Below are 17916 nucleotides of genomic sequence, written 5' to 3'. Positions count from 1 at the left end.
TCGTCTCACTGACCGCGATCATCGCCCAGATACTGCCCGAGAACCAGCCCGCACAGCCAGCAATATTGCCAGCGACATGCCTACTCGTCGGGCTCCACCGGTTCGGCACCGCTCAACGCCGGGATGCGCCATTCGTACCAAGCCGGCGGCTCGACCCGCGGCGCCGCGAAGCGCTCGGGAGCCGCCTGCCAGGGCTGATGGCGAGCCGGCCCCGGCGGCAGTGATGCCAGCGATGGCAGCCAGTGGGCCACGTAGTGGCCTTGGGGATCGTAGTAGCGCGCCTGCTTGAGCACGTTGAAGTAGCGACCCTGGCGCGGGTCTCGACCAAGCCCCGCCACATAGCGCCAGTTACCCCAGTTGCTGGCGGCATCGTAATCGATCAGGCAACGCTCGAACCACGCCGCCCCCAGCCGCCAGTCAGCGCCAAGATCCTTGACCAGAAAGCTGGCCACGTTCTGCCGTGCGCGATTGGAGAGCCAGCCACTGCTGGCCAGCTCATGCATGGCGGCATCGACGAACGGCACGCCGGTGTTGCCTTCACACCAAGCCAGCACCTCGGTGTCTGGCACCGGCAGCGATGCCGCACCGAACAGCGCCGGCCCATCCTGCCAGGCGGCCCAGTGGAAGTAGTCACGCCACAGCAACTCGAAGATGACCCAGTAGCTCGACTCGTTGGCGCCATGCTCCACCTCCCAGGCACGCACCTCGGCGTGGATCTGACGCGCCGACAGGCAGCCGTGGGCGAGCCACGGCGAGAAACGCGTCGAGAAATCCGCCCCCAGCAGCCCGTTGCGGGTTTCCTTGTAGCTGGCGATGGCGTTGCTGTCCCAGAGATAGTGGCTTAGCCGCTGATAAGCAGGCGCTTCGCCGCCCTCGAGTGCCTGGCTGGCGGCAGGCCACCCAGCCGCCACGCCACACACCTGATCGAGCGGCGGCAGGCCGCGTGGCGCGCCGTCCGGCCATAGCGGCAGCGTGAGCGGAGCAGGCCGAGGGGTCAGCACCTGCCAGTCACGCTCCATCCGCCGCCGGAAGGCCGAGAACGTCGCCGGTAGCCCATCCTCGGCAAAGGGCAGTTGTGTGCGCTCGAACAGCATGCCCGACTCGAGGCGCTGCAGCCGGCATCTATCGTCCAGGCGCTGGGTCAGCCTGTCGAGCTGGGCGCGCTCCTCGACGCCGGGCTCGTCGCGCACCAGCACACGCTCAGCCGCCAGCCGCTGGGTCAGCTCGGCGACGACCTCGGCCGGGTCGCCGATGCGCACCAGCAGGTCACTGCCGCGCTTGAGCAGCTCGCCACGCAGCGCCATCAAGCTTTGCCATAGAAAGCGCAATCGCGCCGGACCGCAGCGCCTGGCGACCTGCTGAGGCGCCCAGTCGCGCAGTTCACGAGCATCCAGCACATAGACACAGGCCAGCGAGCTTGCGCCATCCAGCGCACCGAATAGCGGATTGTCCGCCACCCGCAGGTCGTGACGCAGCCACACCACGGCGCAGCTCATGCCAGCCGCCTGGCGAGACGTGCCTCGCGGCGGCAGCGCTCGCTGCAATAGCGCACCTCGTCCCAGCAGCGCGCCCACTTGCGTCGCCATTGGTAAGGGCGCTGGCACTGCTCACACTGCTTGGCTGGCAGATCGGCGGATCGACGCATGCTCATACTCGCTTGCACCCGGGGTGCCCGATGGACTGGCCGCCTGAAGCAGGCGGGCCTCGGTGCCTACATACCCAACACCTATACAACAGTGATATAAATCTACACCCCATGTACATAAAAAGACAGCCTTGCCCCCAACGCAACAGGGCCACCCTGCCGGGTGGCCCTGTTGTAGCCGCATGCTCGTCCTCTTTCAGGGTTTGTCAGTATTCTTGGGCTGCCGGGCGGCGTTGGCCTCGGTCTCGAGGCCACTCTTGAGCTCGTGCGTCAATGGGTCGTAGTTGGGCTTGAGCTCATCCTTGACCGTGCCACTCCACAGCTTGGAGCCGACGAAGTAGCCGGCGCGACCGATCACGTGGGCAGCCACCGGTGCGGTCATCAGGATGAAGGTGATGATGGCGAAGGCGCGTGCCACCACGCCGACTTCGGCGAAGTGCATGGCGACCGCCAGCATCACCAGGATCACCCCCAGGGCCGCCGCCTTGGTGGTGGCGTGCATGCGCGTCAGCAGGTCCGGCAGGCGCAGGATACCCAGCGATGCCAGCAGCATGAACAGCGCGCCGACGATGATAAACGTGCCCTTGATCACTTCAATCATCGCGGGGTCCTCCACGTTCCAGAAAGCGCGCGAAGCCGATGGCGGACAGAAACGCCATCAGCGCGATGACGATCGCCGCATCGAGAAAGCTCGACAGGTCGGAGCTGATCGCATGCACGCCGACCAGACCAACGATGATGCTGGCGAACAGCTCCAGCGCCACGACGCGGTCGGGCAGGCTGGGGCCACGCACCAGGCGTACGAAGGCGAGTATCATCGCCAGGCCCATCAGCACCTGACTTATCAGAATCACGGTATCCAAGGTCACTCCTCACAGGGCGTCGAACGGTCAGCGGAACAGCGCCAGCGCCCGGCTCTCCATCTCTTGCAGGCTTTGCCGCAGCTCCTCCTCGTTATCGAGGAACATGGCGTGAATGTAGAGCACCCGCTTGTCATCGGAGACATCCAGGCTCAGGGTCCCCGGGGTTAGCGAAATCAGGTTGGCCACCATGGTGATCTCGAGTTCGGTCTCGGCCTTGAGCGGCATCGCGATCACCCCCGGCTGCATGTGCCAAGGCGGGGTCAGGATATCGAAGGCCACCCGCAGGTTGGCCAGAATCAACTCCTTGATGAAGAAGCCGATAAACATCAGGATCCGCGGTATCCGCCCCGGGTAGCCCTTGAGTGCATCGACCTGGGGTTCGATCAGCACCAGCGTGATGTAGCCGAAGACCAGCCCCACCACCAGATTGATACCGGTGAACTCGCCGCCCAGGATGACCCAGGCCAGCGCCAGCAGCAGGTTCCAGATCGCACCGGTCATGGATTCACCTCCAGGGCTTCACGCAACAGCACATCCTGATCGTCGCCCAGCACCGCGTCGATGTAGCCCTGGGAATTCATCAGCTGTTCGCCGGCCATCAGCATCATCTCCATCAGTGGCTGGGCGAAGACCCCGATCAGCACCGTGAACAGCGCCAGGATCGCCACCGGCAGGTACATCAGTCCCAACGAGCTCTTGACCAGGCGCCCCTCGTCGCCGCTGGGCGTAGAGGCTTCCGGCACCAGGTTGTCCTCGGGCAGTTTCTTCCAGAATACCTCGTTCCAGATCTTGACCATCGAATACAGGGTCATCAGGCCCACCGCCAGCGCAACCGCAGTGACCACATAGGCCTCGGCCTCGATGCCGGCACGCACGATCACGAACTTGGCGAAGAAGCCCGACAGCGGCGGCACCCCGGCCAGCGAGAAGGCCGACAGGAAGAACGCCACCGACAGCCACGGCCGTTCCTTGAACAGCCCGCCCATCTTCTTGAGCTGGTAGGTGCCCTGCAGCCGGTGGGTAATGCCGCTGATCAGGAACAGGTTGGTCTTGACGATGATGTTGTGCATCACCGCGAAGATCCCGCCGGCCAGCGCCAGCGGCGTAAACAGCGCCAGCCCCAGGATCATGTAGCCGATCTGGCTGACGATATGGAACGACAGGATGCGCCGGAACTCGTACTGCGCCGCCGCTCCCAGCACCCCGGTGACCATGGTCAAGGCCGCGCCCCACAGCAGGATGTCCTGCACATAATCCATGGTCTGGTCGAACATCAGCGTGAACACGCGGAACAGCGAGTAGACCCCGACCTTGGTCAACAGCCCGGCGAACAGCGCCGACACCGCCACCGGCGGGGTGTGATAGGAGGCCGGCAGCCAGAAGAACAGCGGAAAGGCCGCGGCCTTGATGCCGAAGGCGATCATGAACATCACCGCCAGCACCTCGACCATGCCCTGGTTCTCGGCTTCGGCCAGGCGCTGGCCGACATCGGCCATGTTGAGGGTGCCGACCATGCCGTAGAGAAGGCCGATGGCAGTGAGGAAGATCACCGAGGCCAGCAAGTTGAGGGTCACGTACTTGATCGCGCCCTCCATCTGCGCCTTCTCGCCGCCAAGGATCAACAGCGCAAAGGAGGCCACCAGCATTACCTCGAACCACACGTAGAGGTTGAAGATGTCGCCGGTCAGAAAGGCCCCGGCCACCCCCGCCAGCAGCAGATGCATCAGCGGATAGAAGCCGAACTTCTCGTGATTGGGGCCGGTGGAGGCCAGCGAATAAATTGCCAGCCCCAGGCCGATGATGCCGGTCAGCAGGATCATGATCGCGCTGAGCATGTCGGCCACCAGGCTGATCCCGTAGGGGGCCTGCCAGCTGCCCATGTGGATGACCACATAGCCCTCGCGGGAGACGCTGGTGATCAGCCACAGGCCAACCACCAGCAGCGCCAGGGTACCCGCCACGGCGATGAAGCGCTGCATGGGGCGCGAGCGCCAGAACAGCAGCGATACCGCACCGGACAGCAGCGGAATGATAACGGGGAGTGCGACTTCAGGCCTCACGTGTCGGTATCCTTCATCTTGTCCAGATCATCGGCCTTGACGATTTCATAGGCGCGGCGAATCAGTACCACGGCGAAGGCCAGCACGCCGAAGGCGATCACGATCGCCGTCAGCACCAGTGCCTGGGGCAAGGGGTCGGCCACCTGGCCGGCCGGCGCCAGGGCGCCTTCGGGAATCAACGGCGGCGCGCCGCGGGTCATCCCTGCCGAGGTAAAGATCAGCAGGTTGGCGGCGTTGGACAGCAGCATCAGGCCGATCACCAGCTTGACGATCGAGCGCCGCAGCATCATGTAGATCGCGGTGGCGTAGAGCAGGCCTATGGCGAGCGCCATCAGCGGTTCCATGGCACCTCCTGAAGAGTCGGCGTGTGAATCGTCGGCGTCACGGGATCAGGGCTCATCCTTGTCCACCTCCATCAGCGTCATGATCGCCGCCAGCAGGGTGCCGAGCACCGCCAGGTAGACGCCGATATCGAAGATCAGCGGCGTCGATGCCTTGAAGTCGATACCCGGAATCTCCCACCACTGGGCGGTGAAGAACGCCTCACCCACGAACCAGGCCGGCAGGATCGACAGCGTGCCCAGCAGCAGCCCCAGGCCGATCAGGTCGCGGGGGTCGACCATGCGCAGCACTTCCTTGGTCGCCGTCACCCCGAAGGCGAACAGGTAGAGGATGAAGGCGCCCGCCGCCACCAGGCCGGCGATGAAGCCGCCGCCCGGCTCGTCGTGGCCGCGCAGCAGCAGGAACACCGAGAACAGCAGCTGCAGCGGCATCAGCAGCCGTGCGGCGGTATTCAGAATGATGGTACCCGACTTAACCATCGGCAGACTCCTTGGCTCCCTTGCCCGCGCCCTTGGGCTCGGGCTTGGGTGCGCGTAGCTTGAGCATCGCGATCACGCCGATCGCCGCCAGCGCCAGCACGAAGATCTCGCCCAGCGTATCCAGCGCACGGTAGTCGACCAGGATCACGTTGACGATATTGCGTCCATGGGCCAGCGGCACGCTGTTCTCGATCATGTAGCCGGACACCGGCACGAACTGGTTGCTGGCCACCACGGTGAGGATCAGCAGCATGATCAGCACCCCCATCGAGCCCGCCACCACCAGGTCGCGGACCCGCTCCAGCGGCGTCGACAGGCTGGCGAAGCGCGGCAGCCGGAACAACACCAGGATCAACAGGATCACGGTCAGGGTCTCGACCAGCAGCTGGGTGATGCCCAGGTCCGGGGCACTGAACAGGATGAAGGTCAGCGCGATACAGAAGCCCATGATGCCCACCGAGGCCACTGCTGCCAGCCGCGAGCGCGAGATGCAGGCGAACAGCGCCCCCGATACCATCAGCCCAGCCACCACCGCCTCGTGGAACTGCACGTCGAGACTGATGGCGAACTCGGGCGCATGGCGCAGCAGCAGCGAATTGCCCACCAGGGCGATCAGCACCACCACCATGACCATGATGTAGTTACGCATATAGCCGTTCTGCAGCACCCGAGTCTGCCACTCGGAGACCCGCACGATGCCATCCATCAGGTTTTCGTAGCCGGCCTCGGGGCCGTGGGCGAACAGCGGGTCGAGACGCGCCAGGTTGCCACGCACCCGATCCCAGTGGCGGAACAGCAGGTAGCCCAGCGCCAGGCTGACCAGCGACATGATCAGCGGCAGGTTGATGCCATGCCACAGCGACAGCGACACCGTCAGCGGCTCGCCGGCCACCGCTGAAGCCGCCGCGGTAAGCAGGCCGGTACCGGCCAGTACCGGCAGCAGGCCGAATGCCAGCGTCAGCGTCGCCAGTCCCACCGGTCCGGCGAGCATCGAGCTGGGCGCCTCATGGGCCGCCTTGGGCGTTTCGCGGCGCTCGCCGAAGAACGGCCGCAGCACCACGATGGCCGCCACGGCGATGGTGAAGATCGCCGCCGCAAAGCTGAGCAGGAAGATGATGGCACGGAAACTGCCGGCGTCGAGCACCGACTCGAACATCAACTCCTTGCCAATGAAGCCGAACAGCGGCGGCACCCCGGCCAACGACAGCGCCGAAATGCAAGCCACCAGCGCGGTGACCGGCATCAGCCGGCGCAGCCCGCCCATGGCGGTGACATCCTTGGTGCCGGTCTCGTGGTCGAGGATACCGGCCACCATGAACAGCGCCCCCTTGTACAGCGAGTGAGCCAGCAGGAAGGTGACGAAGGCGATCAGCGCACCTTCGGTGCCGATGCCCAATAGCATGGTCAAGGTGCCCAGCGCCATGATCGTCGAGTAGGCCAGCAGCTTCTTGATGTTGGTATGCCGCAGCGCCAGGAAGGCGCCGGTGAACATGGTCAGGGCACCAACCACCGAGAGGATGCCGATCCACAGCTCGGTGCCGCCGAGTCCGGGGTGCAGCCGCGCCAGCAGGTAGATGCCGGCCTTGACCATGGTCGCCGAGTGCAGATAGGCCGACACTGGCGTCGGGGCGGCCATGGCGTTGGGCAGCCAGAAGTGGAACGGAAACTGCGCCGACTTGGTGAAGGCGCCGCCCAGCAGGCACAGCAGCATCGGCAGGTAGAGAGCATGCTCGCGCAGCACGTCGCCGCCGTTGAGTAGCTCCTGCAGCGACCAGCTGTCGCCGGCAATCGCCAGCATCACCAGCCCCGCCATCAGCGCCAGGCCACCGCCGACGGTGACGAACAGCCCCTGGCGGGCCGACTTGCGTGCCTCGAGGTCGGTGTGATTGAAGCCGATCAGCAGATAGGAGGTGATGCTGGTCAATTCCCAGAACACGAACAGTGTCATCAGGCCATCGGCGAGCACCAACCCCAGCATCGACACCATGAAGGCGACGATCACCACGTGGAAGCGCACCAGGTCGGGGTGGCCCTTGAGATAGCCGCCGGCATAGATCAACACGAAGGCACCGATCACCGTGATCAGCAGCGCAAACAGCATCGACAGACCGTCGAGCAGGAAGGTCAGGCTCATGCCCAGCGCCGGCACCCACTCCAGGCTGAACACCAGCACCTCGCCGCCCATTACCGCCGGTAGCTGGGTCAACAGCCACAGCGCCAGGGCGGCAGGATAGAGCGCAAGCACCAGGCTGGTTCGTGCACCGCACCAGCGTTGCAGCAGCGGGGCGAAAGCGGCCAGCACGAAGCCTGAAAGCACGGCTAGTTGCATAACGCGGGTCTCTCCTTGTGGTCGTCGTCACCCGCGCTCGCAGGACGGCAGATGGCGCAACGATATAAATATCCTACGCCTAATGGTTAACTGCGGGGCGACATGCAAGCCTACAATGATGGAAGTAAAGCCTATAGAATCAATGTGATAGTTGGCAAGAAATAGCGGTCCATCGCGTCTGAAGAGCTCCCCTCCTTCCGCGTTTACCCCCTGTTTTTGCTGGAGTTTTATCGCCTGACGCGCTGAACGACAGCGTCGCCACGCCACGACAATAACCCGCATGGCAACGCCCCGTGCGTGCCCCGCTGCGACGGGACCGATTCTCGATGTCACTGCTGTGGATTCTTCTCGCCCCCGTGGCCGGCAGTCTGCTGCCACTGCTCGCCGCCCAGCGTGGCCGCTTGCTGCTTACCCTGACAGCTCTGATTCCGCCGCTTCTGGCCCTGCTGCTGCTGAGCCTGACGCTGCCCGGCTTGCTGGCCGGCGATATGCCGCGCGTGCAGCTCAGCTGGATGCCGGCCCTGGGCCTCGACCTGGCACTGCGCCTCGACGGCCTGGGGCTGCTTTTCGCGCTGCTGATTCTCGGTCTGGGCAGCCTGATCATCGTCTATGCCGGTTACTACCTGCATCGCGACGAGGCCGATGCACGCTTCTTTGCCTACCTACTGCTGTTCATGGGCGCCATGCTCGGCATCGTGCTGGCCGACAACCTGCTACTGCTGTGGCTGTTCTGGGAGCTGACCGGGCTCGCCTCCTTCCTGCTGATCGGCTTCTGGTCGCGGCTCAGCGACGCACGGCGCGGTGCACGCATGTCGCTGGTAGTGACCAGCGCCGGCGGCCTGGCGCTGCTGGCCGGCGTCCTGCTGATCGGCCAGGAGGTCGGCAGCCTGGCGCTGGGCGAGGTGCTGGCCGCCGGCGATACGCTGCGCGCCTCGCCCCACTACCCGTTGATCGTGGCGCTGGTGCTGTGCGGCGCCTTCGCCAAATCGGCGCAGTTCCCCTTACATTTCTGGCTGCCCCACGCCATGGCCGCCCCGACGCCGGTATCGGCCTTCCTGCACTCGGCGACCATGGTCAAGGCCGGCGTTTTCCTGCTGGCACGCCTGACCCCGGCGCTGGGTGACACCTCGCTGTGGGCGCTATCGCTGTCGCTGATCGGCCTCGCCACCCTGCTCTACGGTGCCTGGTTCGCGCTGTTCGAGCGCGACCTCAAGGGCATCCTGGCCTTCTCGACCATCAGCCACCTGGGGCTGATCACCCTGCTGCTGGGACTCGGTAGCCCGCTGGCGATCGCCGCCGCACTGCTGCATATCCTCAATCATGCGCTGTTCAAGGCGGCGCTGTTCATGAGTGCCGGGATCATCGATCACCAGACCGGCAGCCGCGACCTGGGTCACCTCGGCGGCCTGGCCCAGGCCATGCCGCTGACCGCTACGCTGACGATCATGGCCGCCGCGGCCATGGCCGGCCTGCCGCCTTTCAACGGCTTTCTGTCCAAGGAGCTGCTGCTCGCCGCGACCCTCGACAGCCGACTGTTCGGCGGCCTGGGCGCGGCGGTGGCGCTACTGGTGGGGCTCGCCGCGCTACTTTCGGTGGGCTACTCGCTGCGGCTGGCATACGGCGTGTTCGGCGGCCGCCGCAAGCGCGATGCGCCGCTACCCCACGACCCGCCCCGCGGCATGCTCGCCCCGGGGCTGCTGCTGGCCGGCCTGTGCCTGCTGATCGGCCTGCTGCCAATGAGCCTGGCCGCACCACTGGTCACCCTGGCCAGCCAGGCCGTGCAGGGCAGCGCCACGCCGATACTCGACCTGGCCCTGTGGCACGGCCCCAGCCTGCCGCTGGCGATCAGCGCGTTTGCGGTGCTCGGCGGGCTGCTAGCCGCACTGCGCCAGCCCCAGCTGGCACGGTTGGTGGCACTGTTTCCGCGGCGCGACGCGCGCTGGCTGTTCGAGGCCGCGGTGATCCGCCTGGCCAAGGCCAGCCTGTGGCTGACCCTCAAGCTCGAGAACGGCTCGCTGCAGCGCTACCTGGCGCTACTGTTGCTGACCGCCGTGGCCATGGCCGGGCTGGGGCTTAGCCAGGTCGAGCGGCTCACCGGCGAGCGCGGCGTACAGCCGCTGGACGGCATGCTGGTCCTCGGTGCGGCGCTGATGGTGTTCGGCGCCATCGGCAGCGCCCTGAGCCACCGCTGGCGGCTGGTATCGCTGCTGATGCTGTCGGTGGTGGGGCTCTCCGTGGCGCTGACCTTCGTGCGTTTCTCGGCCCCCGACCTGGCGCTTACCCAGCTGTCGGTGGAGGTGGTGTCGATGATCCTGCTGATGCTGGCGCTGTTCTTCCTGCCCCAGCGCCCACCACCCTGGGTCTCGACCCGGCGCATCCTGCGCGACCTGCTGGTGGCCGGGCTGTGCGGGCTGGTGGTGGCCAGCCTCAACTATGCGCTGCTGACCCGCGAGACTCACAGCATCGCCGACTTCTTCCTGCGCGAGAGCGTACCCGGCGGCGGCGGTACCAACGTGGTCAACGTGATCCTGGTCGACTTCCGCGGCTTCGACACCTTCGGCGAAATCACCGTGCTGACCCTGGCAGGGCTTGCCACCTACAAGCTGCTCAACCGCATGAAGCTGTTCATGCCGGCGGGTAACGTCGAGGGCATTCACTGGTCGCGACACCGCCATCCGATGATCCTGGCGGTGATCGCCCAGATCCTGCTGCCGCTGGCGCTGCTGGTGTCGGCGTATATCTTCCTACGCGGTCACAACCAGCCCGGCGGCGGCTTCATCGCCGGCCTGATCACCGCCGTGGCGCTGCTGCTGCAGTACCTGGCGCGTGGCTACGACTGGACCCGCCAGCGGCTGCCGCTCTCCTACCCGCTGGTGGCCGTCTCGGGGCTGGCCATCGCCACCGCCACCGGGCTCGCCAGTTGGCTGTTCGGTTACCCCTTCCTGACCGCGACGTTCGGACACTTCCGCTTGCCGCTGATCGGCGAGATCGAGCTGGCCTCGGCACTGCTGTTCGATCTCGGCGTCTACCTGGCGGTGGTCGGTGCCACCCTGATGATCCTGGTCAACCTGGGCCGCGTGACTACCGTGCACCGCCCCAGCATCGAGGAGGAGAACTAATGGAAGCGCTCTTCGCCGCGGTGGTCGGCACCCTGACCGCCTGCGGGCTGTTCCTGATGCTGCGCGGCCGCACCTTCCCGGTGATCGTCGGCCTGACGCTGCTCTCCTATGCGGTCAACCTGTTCCTGTTCTCGATGGGCGGGCTCAACACCCACGCCGCCCCGGTGATCGGCGAGTCGCTGTCGCCCAGCGACCCGCTACCCCAGGCGCTGGTGCTGACTGCCATCGTGATCGGCTTCGCCATGACCGCCTTCATGGTGATCCTGGCGATTCGCGCGCGTAGCGAACTGGGCAACGACCACGTCGACGGCAAGCAGGGCGACGAGGAGCCACCGCGATGATCGCCCAGCACCTGCCGATCCTACCGATCCTGCTGCCGATGCTGGCCGCACTGGTTCTGCTCGGCCTGCGCCTCGACGACGCGCGCCAGCGCCTGATCAGCACTGTCGCCACGCTGCTGCTGGTCGCGCTTGCCACACTGCTGCTGCAGCTGGCCGGCAGCGACGAGGTCTATCACTATGCGCTGGGCAACTGGCAGGCACCGTTCGGCATCGCCCTGACTCTCGATCGCCTGGCGGCGCTGATGGTGCTGCTCACCGCGGTGCTGGCGCTGGGCTGCGTGACCTTCGCCTGCTCCGGCGAGGACGCCCAGGACAGCCACTTCCACGGCCTCTTTCAGCTGCAGCTAATGGGGCTCAACGGCGCCTTTCTGACCGGCGACCTGTTCAACCTGTTCGTGTTCTTCGAGATCCTGCTGCTGGCCTCCTACGCGCTGCTGATGCACGGCGGCGGCAAGGCACGGGTAGGCGCCGGCCTGCACTACGTGGTGCTCAACCTGATCGGCTCGGCACTGTTCCTGGTCGCCCTGGGCGTGCTCTACGGCGCCACCGGCACCCTCAACATGCTCGACATGGGCCAGCGCATGGCGGCGCTGGACGGCGACCGGGCGGCGCTGGCCACCACCGGCGCGCTGCTGCTGGTGGTGGTGTTCAGCCTCAAGGCCGCGGCGCTGCCGCTGTACTTCTGGCTGCCGCGCACCTATGCCGCCGCGCCGGCCCCGGTGGCCGCGCTGTTCGCGATCATGACCAAGGTCGGTGTCTATGCGCTGCTGCGCGTGGAGTCGCTGATCTTTGCCGGCACACCCGCCAGTGCGCCGGTCCAGACCTGGCTGTGGGTCACCGGCCTGGCGACCCTGGCACTGGCTACGCTAGGTGCGCTGGGCGCCCGCGACCTGCGCATGCTGGTCGCCTACCTGGTACTGGTCTCGGTGGGGGCCCTGCTGGCGGCCGTCGGCATGGGCCAGCACGCCAGCGACGCGGCGCTGCTCTATTATCTGGTGCACTCGACGCTGGTCGCCGCCGCGCTGTTCCTGATCGCCGAGCTGATCGACCGCCAGCGCGGCCAGGCCGGTACACGGCTGGTATGCGGGCGGCGCCTGAATCAGCAGCGCCTGCTCGGCGGGCTATTCATGGTCGCCGCCATCGGCATGGTCGGCCTGCCGCCGCTGTCCGGCGCACTGGGCAAGCTATGGCTGCTGCAGGCGGCGGGGAGCGAGCAGGGCCTGTGGCTGTGGGCGCTACTGCTGCTGGCCACGCTGGCCGCGCTAATCGCGCTGTCGCGGGCCGGTTCGGTGCTATTCTGGGCCAGCCACAAGGGCAAGCCGGGCAACCAGCGGGTACGCCCCGGGCAGCTCATCGGCGTGCTGTGGCTGCTCGCCAGCCTGCCGCTGCTGACGCTGTTCGCCGGCCCGATCAGCGGCTACGCCGAGGCCACCGCCGCCCAGCTGGCACGCAGCGAGGTCGTCTCGACACCACCGACCACCACCGCGGGGGTACGACCATGAGATCGCTGGGCAGACTGCTGCCGACGCCCACCCTGTCACTGGTGCTGCTGGTGGTGTGGCTACTGCTGGGGCGCAGCCTATCCCCTGGCCAACTGCTGCTGGGCGCTGGGCTTGCGGTGGCAATACCGCTGCTGATACGGCGCCTGTGGGAGCCGCTACCGCGGGTGCGCAAACCCTGGACGCTGTGCCGCTTCGTGGCCCGCGTGCTGTGGGACATCCTCAAGGCCAACCTCGAGGTCAGCTACCTGATACTCAAGCCCGGTCGCGCGCCGCGGCCGGGCTTCGTCGAGTACCCGCTGCTGGTGCGCGAGCCGCTGACCATTACCCTGCTGGCCAACACCATCACCCTGACCCCGGGCACCGTGTCGACCAATATCCGCCTCGACCGCTCGTCGCTGCTGATCCACGTGCTCGACCTCGACGACGAGCAGGCGCTGGTCGAGGAGATTCGCAGCCGCTACGAGCGGCCGCTCAAGGAGATCTTCGAATGCTAGATACCGCGCTGTGGATCAGCCTGGCGCTGATCGTTGCCGCCCTGGCGATGAACGTGGTGCGCCTAGCCCGCGGGCCCGACATTCCCGACCGGCTGTTGGCCCTTGATACCATGTACGTCAACTGCATCGCGCTGATCGTGCTGCTGGGGCTGTGGCTCAACACCAAGGTCTATTTCGAGGCGGCGATTCTGATCGCCATGCTCGGCTTCGTCAGCACCATGGCAATCTGCCGCTACCTGTTGCGCGGCGACATCATCGAATAGGAGGCCATGGCATGGCGTTCTACGTATTTCTCGAATGGCTGATCGGCCTGCTGCTGATCGCCGGTGGACTATTCGCCTTCGTCGGCTCGCTGGGCATGCTGCAGTTCAAGGACTTCTTCATGCGCCTGCACGGGCCGACCAAGGGCACGACCCTGGGCATCGGCTGCATCCTGATGGCGTCGATGGTCTATTTCAGCGTGGTACAGCCGGGCCTCCACGTGCAGGAGCTGCTGATCACCCTGTTTCTGTTCATCACCGCGCCGGTCACCGGCCATATGCTGGCCAAGACCGGCCTGCACATGCACCTGCCCTACACCCGCGACACCCGCGGCTCGCCCCCCGAGCTGCGCGACGAGGACGTCGGCCAGGGCCGGGTAGCGCGCCCGCCACGGCCGCGGCGCCCGGCCAGCGAGGGGCAGAAGCGCCGCTGGCGACTGCGCCGCTAGATCCAGCCACCCAGCTCATTGAGTGCCACCTGCGCCAGCGCCTCGATATGGTCGTCGCGGTCGTTGAGGCAGGGCACGTAGGTGAAGTGCTCGCCACCGGCCTCGAGGAAGCTGTCGCGAATCTCCTCGTTGATCTCCTCGAGGGTCTCCACGCAGTCGGCGGCGAAGGCCGGCGAGACCACCGCGATATGCTTGTGGCCCTGGCGCGCCAGCTCGGCGACGTGGTCGACGGTGGGCGGGCCAACCCACTCTTCGGGCCCGAACTGCGACTGGAAGGCGGTGACGATCTGGCTGTCGTCCCAGCCCAGCCGCTCCTTGAGCAGGCGCGTGGTCTTCTGGCACTGGCAGTGGTAGGGGTCGCCCTCCATCAGATAGCGCTTGGGCACGCCGTGATAGGAGGCCACCAGGATATCCGGCCGTGACTCGGCGGCGGCATAGGCTTCGTTGACCGAGGCCGCCAGGGCATCGAGGTAGGCCGGGTGCTCGAAGTAGGCCGGCACGGTACGAATCGCCGGCTGCCACTTGAGCTTCATCAGGGTGCGGAAGGCCTGGTCGTTGGCGGTGGCGGTGGTCGGCGAGGCGTACTGCGGGTAGAGCGGGAAGAACAGGATCTTCTCGCAGCCCTGGGCCTGCAGCCGGCGCAGCACGCTATCGGTGGAGGGATTGCCATAGCGCATGCAGAAGTCCACCACTACCTTGTCGCCCAGCGCCGCTTCGAGGCGGGCGCTGAGCTTGGCGGTCTGGTCGCGGGTGATGGTCAGCAGCGGGCTCTCGTTGTTCTCCTCGTTCCAGATGCTGCGGTAGGCCTTGCCGGAACTGAACGGACGCTTGGTCAGGATGATGCCCTGCAGCAGCGGCTGCCACTTCCAGGAGGCGTAGTCGACGACCCGCTTGTCGGAGAGAAACTCATTGAGGTAGCGGCGCATCGACCAGTAGTCGGTGGCGTCGGGGGTGCCCAGGTTGGCGATCACCACGCCGATCTTGGCGCGGGCCACCGGCGGGTGATCGGGTCCGGCATGGGCCAGCCGGCCCTGGCCCGGCTGGTCGAGTTCCACATCACTTGCTGACATGCATTGGCATCCTTATTGGGTCGCCGCGCAACCGTGGGCAGGGACTTGTTTGCCCTTCACCAAGCAGTCGCAGTCGCCCTGGGTTGAGTCTAAGTCGTGGTGCGATTCTAGCATCCGGCTCGCCGCCGAGGAGAATCGAGTTATACTATCAGCATTATTTGTATAACTTCAGGTCAATTCATGTCCAAGCCACTGCTGCTGGTGCTCGGTGATCAGCTCAGCCACGACCTCGCCATCCTGCGCGACGCCCCGGCCAATGCCGTGGTGGCACTGTGTGAGGTCAAAGATGAAGGCCGCTACGTGCCGCACCATCCGCAGAAGATCGCCATGATGCTGTCGGCGATGCGCCACTTCGCCGAGGAGCTGCGCCAGCGCGGCGTCAGCGTGCACTACAGCCGGCTCGATGACGACGACAATGCCCACAGCTTGATCGCCGAAGCCGAGCGCCTCGCCGAGCGCTACGGCTGCGACAGCATTCAGGCGGTACGCCCGGGGGAGTGGCGGCTATGGCAGGCGATGCAGGCGCGCCGCGACGCCGCCCTGCCCTGGCAGCTGCACGAGGATACGCGCTTTTTCACCACCCCAGACGACTTCGCCGCCTGGGCAGAGGGCCGCAAGTCGCTGCGCATGGAGTACTTCTACCGTGAACAGCGGCGCCGCAGCGGCCTGCTGATGGAGGGCAGCGAGCCGGCCGGTGGCAAGTGGAACTTCGACCACGATAACCGCCAGCCGCTCGCCGCCGATGCGGCGCCTCCCGCCCCGCCGCGGCATCGCCGCGACGCCATCACCCGCGACGTGCTGGCGCTGGTGGCCGAGCACTTCGACGACCACTTTGGCGACCTGACGGGCTTCAACTGGGCGGTGACACGCCGCCAGGCGCTGGCCGACCTGCGCCACTTCCTGGCCAACGCACTGCCCGACTTCGGCCGCTTCCAGGACGCCATCAGCGACGCCGAGCCCTGGCTATTCCACTCGCGGCTCGCCCCGGCGCTCAACATCGGCCTGCTGTCGCCCCGCGAGGTGTGCGAGGCGGCCGAGCGCGCCTACCACGAGGGCCGCGCCCCGCTCAACGCCGTGGAGGGCTTCATTCGCCAGATCCTCGGCTGGCGGGAGTACGTGCGCGGTCTCTACTGGACCCAGATGCCCACCTACAAGACCCGCAATCACCTCGCTGCCCGGCGCCAGCTGCCAGATTTCTATTGGAGCGGCGACACCGAGCTGCGCTGCCTCAGGCGCGCCATCGAGATGACCCGCGACAACGCCTACGCCCATCATATTCAGCGGCTGATGGTCACCGGCAATGTTGCGCTGCTCTGCGACGTCGCTCCCGAGGCGCTGTGCGACTGGTACCTGGCGGTCTACGCCGACGCCTGCGAGTGGGTCGAATTGCCCAATACCCTGGGCATGGTGCTGCACGCCGACGGCGGCCTGATGGGCTCCAAGCCCTACTGCGCCTCGGGCAAGTACATCGATCGCATGTCCGACCACTGCCGCCAGTGCCGCTACGATCCCAAGCAGATTACCGGTACCCACGCCTGCCCGCTCAACAGCCTCTACTGGCACTTCCTCGAGCGCCACGCCGAGCGCCTCGCCGACAACCCGCGCATGGCGCTGATCTACGGCTCGCTGCGGCGCATGACCGACGCCAAGCGCGATGCCATCCGCCAGCAGGCCGAGGCGTTCCTTGCCCGCCTCGATGGCGAGGAGAGTTACGGCGGCGGCACACAGCATCAGGCGCATCGCGCCGGCTATCACCTGGAGACCCCTTGATGCCACGCCATCGCCCCCTCGCCGCCCGCTCACCGGTGACGCTGTACCACGACGGGCACTGCCCGCTATGCCAGCGCGAAGTGGCGTGGCTGGCGCGCCATCCACGTCGCGACCGGGTGGCACTGGTGGATATCCAGGCCGACGGCTTCGATGCCGAGGCGCTGGGCAGCAGTTTCGAGACAATGATGGGTCGGCTGCATCTGCGCGACGCAGCGGGCGAATGGTTTGTGGGGATGGATGCCAGCCGTGCGCTGTATGCGGTGCTCGGCTACCGTCGGCTGGTGTGGATAAGCGGCCTACCGGGGCTGGCAGGCGCGCTGGACGCGGGATATCGCTGGTTCGCGCGCCGCCGGGTGCGGCTGGGGCGCTGGTGGCAGGCGCGGCGCAAGGGTCGCTGAAGGCCTAGAAGACCAGCGGCATGCGCGACGACAGCGGGTCATGATAGTGGGCGTCGCGCCCGATCATCTCGTCGTGGGCCACGTACTGCACCAGGTAGGCGCGATGGATGCCGGCGCGCTTGAGCTCGAGGTAGATGTCGTCGAGGGCGCGAAACATCACCGGCTTGCCGCGCCGGCACAGCATATGGCGCTGCCCTTCCACGTCTTCCAGCTCGAGCTGATAGTAGCGGCTGCCGGCGTGGCTGATGACGCGAATCTCGAAATTGTCGTGGTCGGCCACGAACGCCTTGAGATGATCGAACTCCATGGATCCAGCTCCCGAAAAATGACGACGATAGGTAGGTAAATAGGGGTGAGCATGGCGCCACCCGATGACAGCGTCGTGTCCCTACAGCGACACATTTGTGACTCTGTCCAAGTCGTCAAGTTCCAGGCACAAGCCGGCTTTCTGCGTACTTACTGATAGTCGGCCGGATCGATCGCCTTGCCCAGTGAGTTGCGATCGACCCAGTTGCCGGCCTTGGTCTCCTTGTAGCGGAACACCACCCGGTCGCCGACCTTGACCGGCACCTCGGAGTCCTCGGTCTGGTAGCTGTAGGTCACGCCGTCGACCACCAGCCGGTAGCGGTAGAGATCGGGCATGCCCAACCACTCCTTGAACGGGCCTTCGCGCTCGAGCTCCTGGAGCTCGCCACGTCCCTCGAGCTTGGGAATGCGCTTGCGGTTACCGCGTCGAAATCCGCCTGCCATGAGGCCTCCTGATTGCGGGTTGCGTGGGGCTCGGCATTATACGGG

20 protein-coding genes are annotated in these 17916 nt (G+C 66.2%); 8 read left to right on the top strand and 12 right to left on the bottom strand.

Annotated features, from left to right (window positions below):
* Positions 1–80: 80 nt before the first annotated feature.
* From CK498_RS15470 to CK498_RS15430, 9 genes are all read right to left on the bottom strand, one after another.
* Positions 81–1496: a DASH family cryptochrome gene (locus CK498_RS15470; protein ID WP_095621732.1), complete on the bottom strand. Its 1416-nt coding sequence runs from the start codon at positions 1494–1496 to the stop codon at positions 81–83.
* Entirely contained in the window at positions 1493–1645 is a 153-nt protein-coding gene (locus CK498_RS15465) for a DUF2256 domain-containing protein (RefSeq protein WP_095621731.1), read from the bottom strand. Before CK498_RS15465 ends, CK498_RS15470 begins: the two co-directional genes overlap by 4 nt.
* Positions 1646–1841: 196 nt before the next feature.
* Positions 1842–2246: a monovalent cation/H(+) antiporter subunit G gene (mnhG, locus tag CK498_RS15460; protein ID WP_095621730.1), complete on the bottom strand. Its 405-nt coding sequence runs from the start codon at positions 2244–2246 to the stop codon at positions 1842–1844.
* On the bottom strand, positions 2239–2508 hold the full coding sequence (locus CK498_RS15455) for a monovalent cation/H+ antiporter complex subunit F (protein WP_076746542.1): 270 nt from the start codon (positions 2506–2508) through the stop codon (positions 2239–2241). The genes mnhG and CK498_RS15455 overlap by 8 nt, the downstream gene beginning before the upstream one ends.
* Positions 2509–2535: 27 nt before the next feature.
* Complete coding sequence (locus CK498_RS15450) at positions 2536–3009, bottom strand: Na+/H+ antiporter subunit E (protein ID WP_095621729.1); 474 nt, start codon at positions 3007–3009, stop codon at positions 2536–2538.
* Positions 3006–4568: a Na+/H+ antiporter subunit D gene (locus tag CK498_RS15445; RefSeq protein ID WP_095621728.1), complete on the bottom strand. Its 1563-nt coding sequence runs from the start codon at positions 4566–4568 to the stop codon at positions 3006–3008. The genes CK498_RS15450 and CK498_RS15445 overlap by 4 nt, the downstream gene beginning before the upstream one ends.
* Positions 4565–4912 (bottom strand): Na+/H+ antiporter subunit C, encoded by a 348-nt coding sequence (locus tag CK498_RS15440; protein WP_076746539.1) that lies wholly within the window; start codon positions 4910–4912, stop codon positions 4565–4567. Before CK498_RS15440 ends, CK498_RS15445 begins: the two co-directional genes overlap by 4 nt.
* Before the next feature lie 45 nt (positions 4913–4957).
* On the bottom strand, positions 4958–5389 hold the full coding sequence (locus CK498_RS15435; RefSeq protein ID WP_095621727.1) for a Na+/H+ antiporter subunit B: 432 nt from the start codon (positions 5387–5389) through the stop codon (positions 4958–4960).
* A complete protein-coding gene (locus CK498_RS15430; protein WP_095621726.1) occupies positions 5382–7718 on the bottom strand; it encodes a putative monovalent cation/H+ antiporter subunit A in 2337 nt (778 codons plus the stop codon). The genes CK498_RS15435 and CK498_RS15430 overlap by 8 nt, the downstream gene beginning before the upstream one ends.
* A gap of 326 nt (positions 7719–8044) precedes the next feature.
* Here CK498_RS15430 and CK498_RS15425 point away from each other — a divergent pair, with 326 nt between their 5' ends.
* From CK498_RS15425 to CK498_RS15400, 6 genes are read left to right on the top strand one after another with little or no spacing between them, the layout of a single operon-like run.
* Positions 8045–10837, top strand: coding sequence for a monovalent cation/H+ antiporter subunit A (locus CK498_RS15425; protein ID WP_095621725.1), 2793 nt, complete (start codon positions 8045–8047; stop codon positions 10835–10837).
* Positions 10837–11178 (top strand): Na+/H+ antiporter subunit C, encoded by a 342-nt coding sequence (locus tag CK498_RS15420; RefSeq protein WP_095621724.1) that lies wholly within the window; start codon positions 10837–10839, stop codon positions 11176–11178. The genes CK498_RS15425 and CK498_RS15420 overlap by 1 nt, the downstream gene beginning before the upstream one ends.
* Entirely contained in the window at positions 11175–12680 is a 1506-nt protein-coding gene (locus CK498_RS15415) for a monovalent cation/H+ antiporter subunit D (protein WP_407645862.1), read from the top strand. Before CK498_RS15420 ends, CK498_RS15415 begins: the two co-directional genes overlap by 4 nt.
* Positions 12677–13174: a Na+/H+ antiporter subunit E gene (locus tag CK498_RS15410; RefSeq protein ID WP_095621723.1), complete on the top strand. Its 498-nt coding sequence runs from the start codon at positions 12677–12679 to the stop codon at positions 13172–13174. Before CK498_RS15415 ends, CK498_RS15410 begins: the two co-directional genes overlap by 4 nt.
* Entirely contained in the window at positions 13168–13437 is a 270-nt protein-coding gene (locus CK498_RS15405; RefSeq protein ID WP_095621722.1) for a K+/H+ antiporter subunit F, read from the top strand. The genes CK498_RS15410 and CK498_RS15405 overlap by 7 nt, the downstream gene beginning before the upstream one ends.
* An 11-nt stretch (positions 13438–13448) precedes the next feature.
* Complete coding sequence (locus CK498_RS15400) at positions 13449–13883, top strand: Na+/H+ antiporter subunit G (RefSeq protein WP_095621721.1); 435 nt, start codon at positions 13449–13451, stop codon at positions 13881–13883.
* Here the strand turns inward: CK498_RS15400 and hemH are convergent.
* Entirely contained in the window at positions 13880–14953 is a 1074-nt protein-coding gene (hemH, locus tag CK498_RS15395) for a ferrochelatase (RefSeq protein WP_095621720.1), read from the bottom strand. The genes CK498_RS15400 and hemH overlap by 4 nt on opposite strands.
* Before the next feature lie 180 nt (positions 14954–15133).
* On the opposite strand from hemH, the gene CK498_RS15390 reads away from it, so the two are divergent.
* Both CK498_RS15390 and CK498_RS15385 read left to right on the top strand, forming a co-directional pair.
* Positions 15134–16723, top strand: a complete 1590-nt coding sequence (locus tag CK498_RS15390) for a cryptochrome/photolyase family protein (RefSeq protein WP_095621719.1) — start codon at positions 15134–15136, stop codon at positions 16721–16723.
* On the top strand, positions 16723–17121 hold the full coding sequence (locus tag CK498_RS15385; RefSeq protein WP_095621718.1) for a thiol-disulfide oxidoreductase DCC family protein: 399 nt from the start codon (positions 16723–16725) through the stop codon (positions 17119–17121). The genes CK498_RS15390 and CK498_RS15385 overlap by 1 nt, the downstream gene beginning before the upstream one ends.
* Before the next feature lie 4 nt (positions 17122–17125).
* Here the strand turns inward: CK498_RS15385 and CK498_RS15380 are convergent, their stop codons facing one another.
* Together CK498_RS15380 and CK498_RS15375 are read right to left on the bottom strand one after the other, a co-directional pair.
* Complete coding sequence (locus CK498_RS15380) at positions 17126–17428, bottom strand: DUF6482 family protein (protein WP_095621717.1); 303 nt, start codon at positions 17426–17428, stop codon at positions 17126–17128.
* Between the two features lie 149 nt (positions 17429–17577).
* Positions 17578–17871 (bottom strand): hypothetical protein, encoded by a 294-nt coding sequence (locus CK498_RS15375; RefSeq protein ID WP_095621716.1) that lies wholly within the window; start codon positions 17869–17871, stop codon positions 17578–17580.
* Positions 17872–17916: the final 45 nt, after the last annotated feature.

The sequence above is a fragment of the Halomonas salipaludis genome (assembly GCF_002286975.1).
Taxonomy (GTDB): domain Bacteria; phylum Pseudomonadota; class Gammaproteobacteria; order Pseudomonadales; family Halomonadaceae; genus Franzmannia; species Franzmannia salipaludis.
This window is presented reverse-complemented; position numbering and strand designations above follow the sequence as displayed.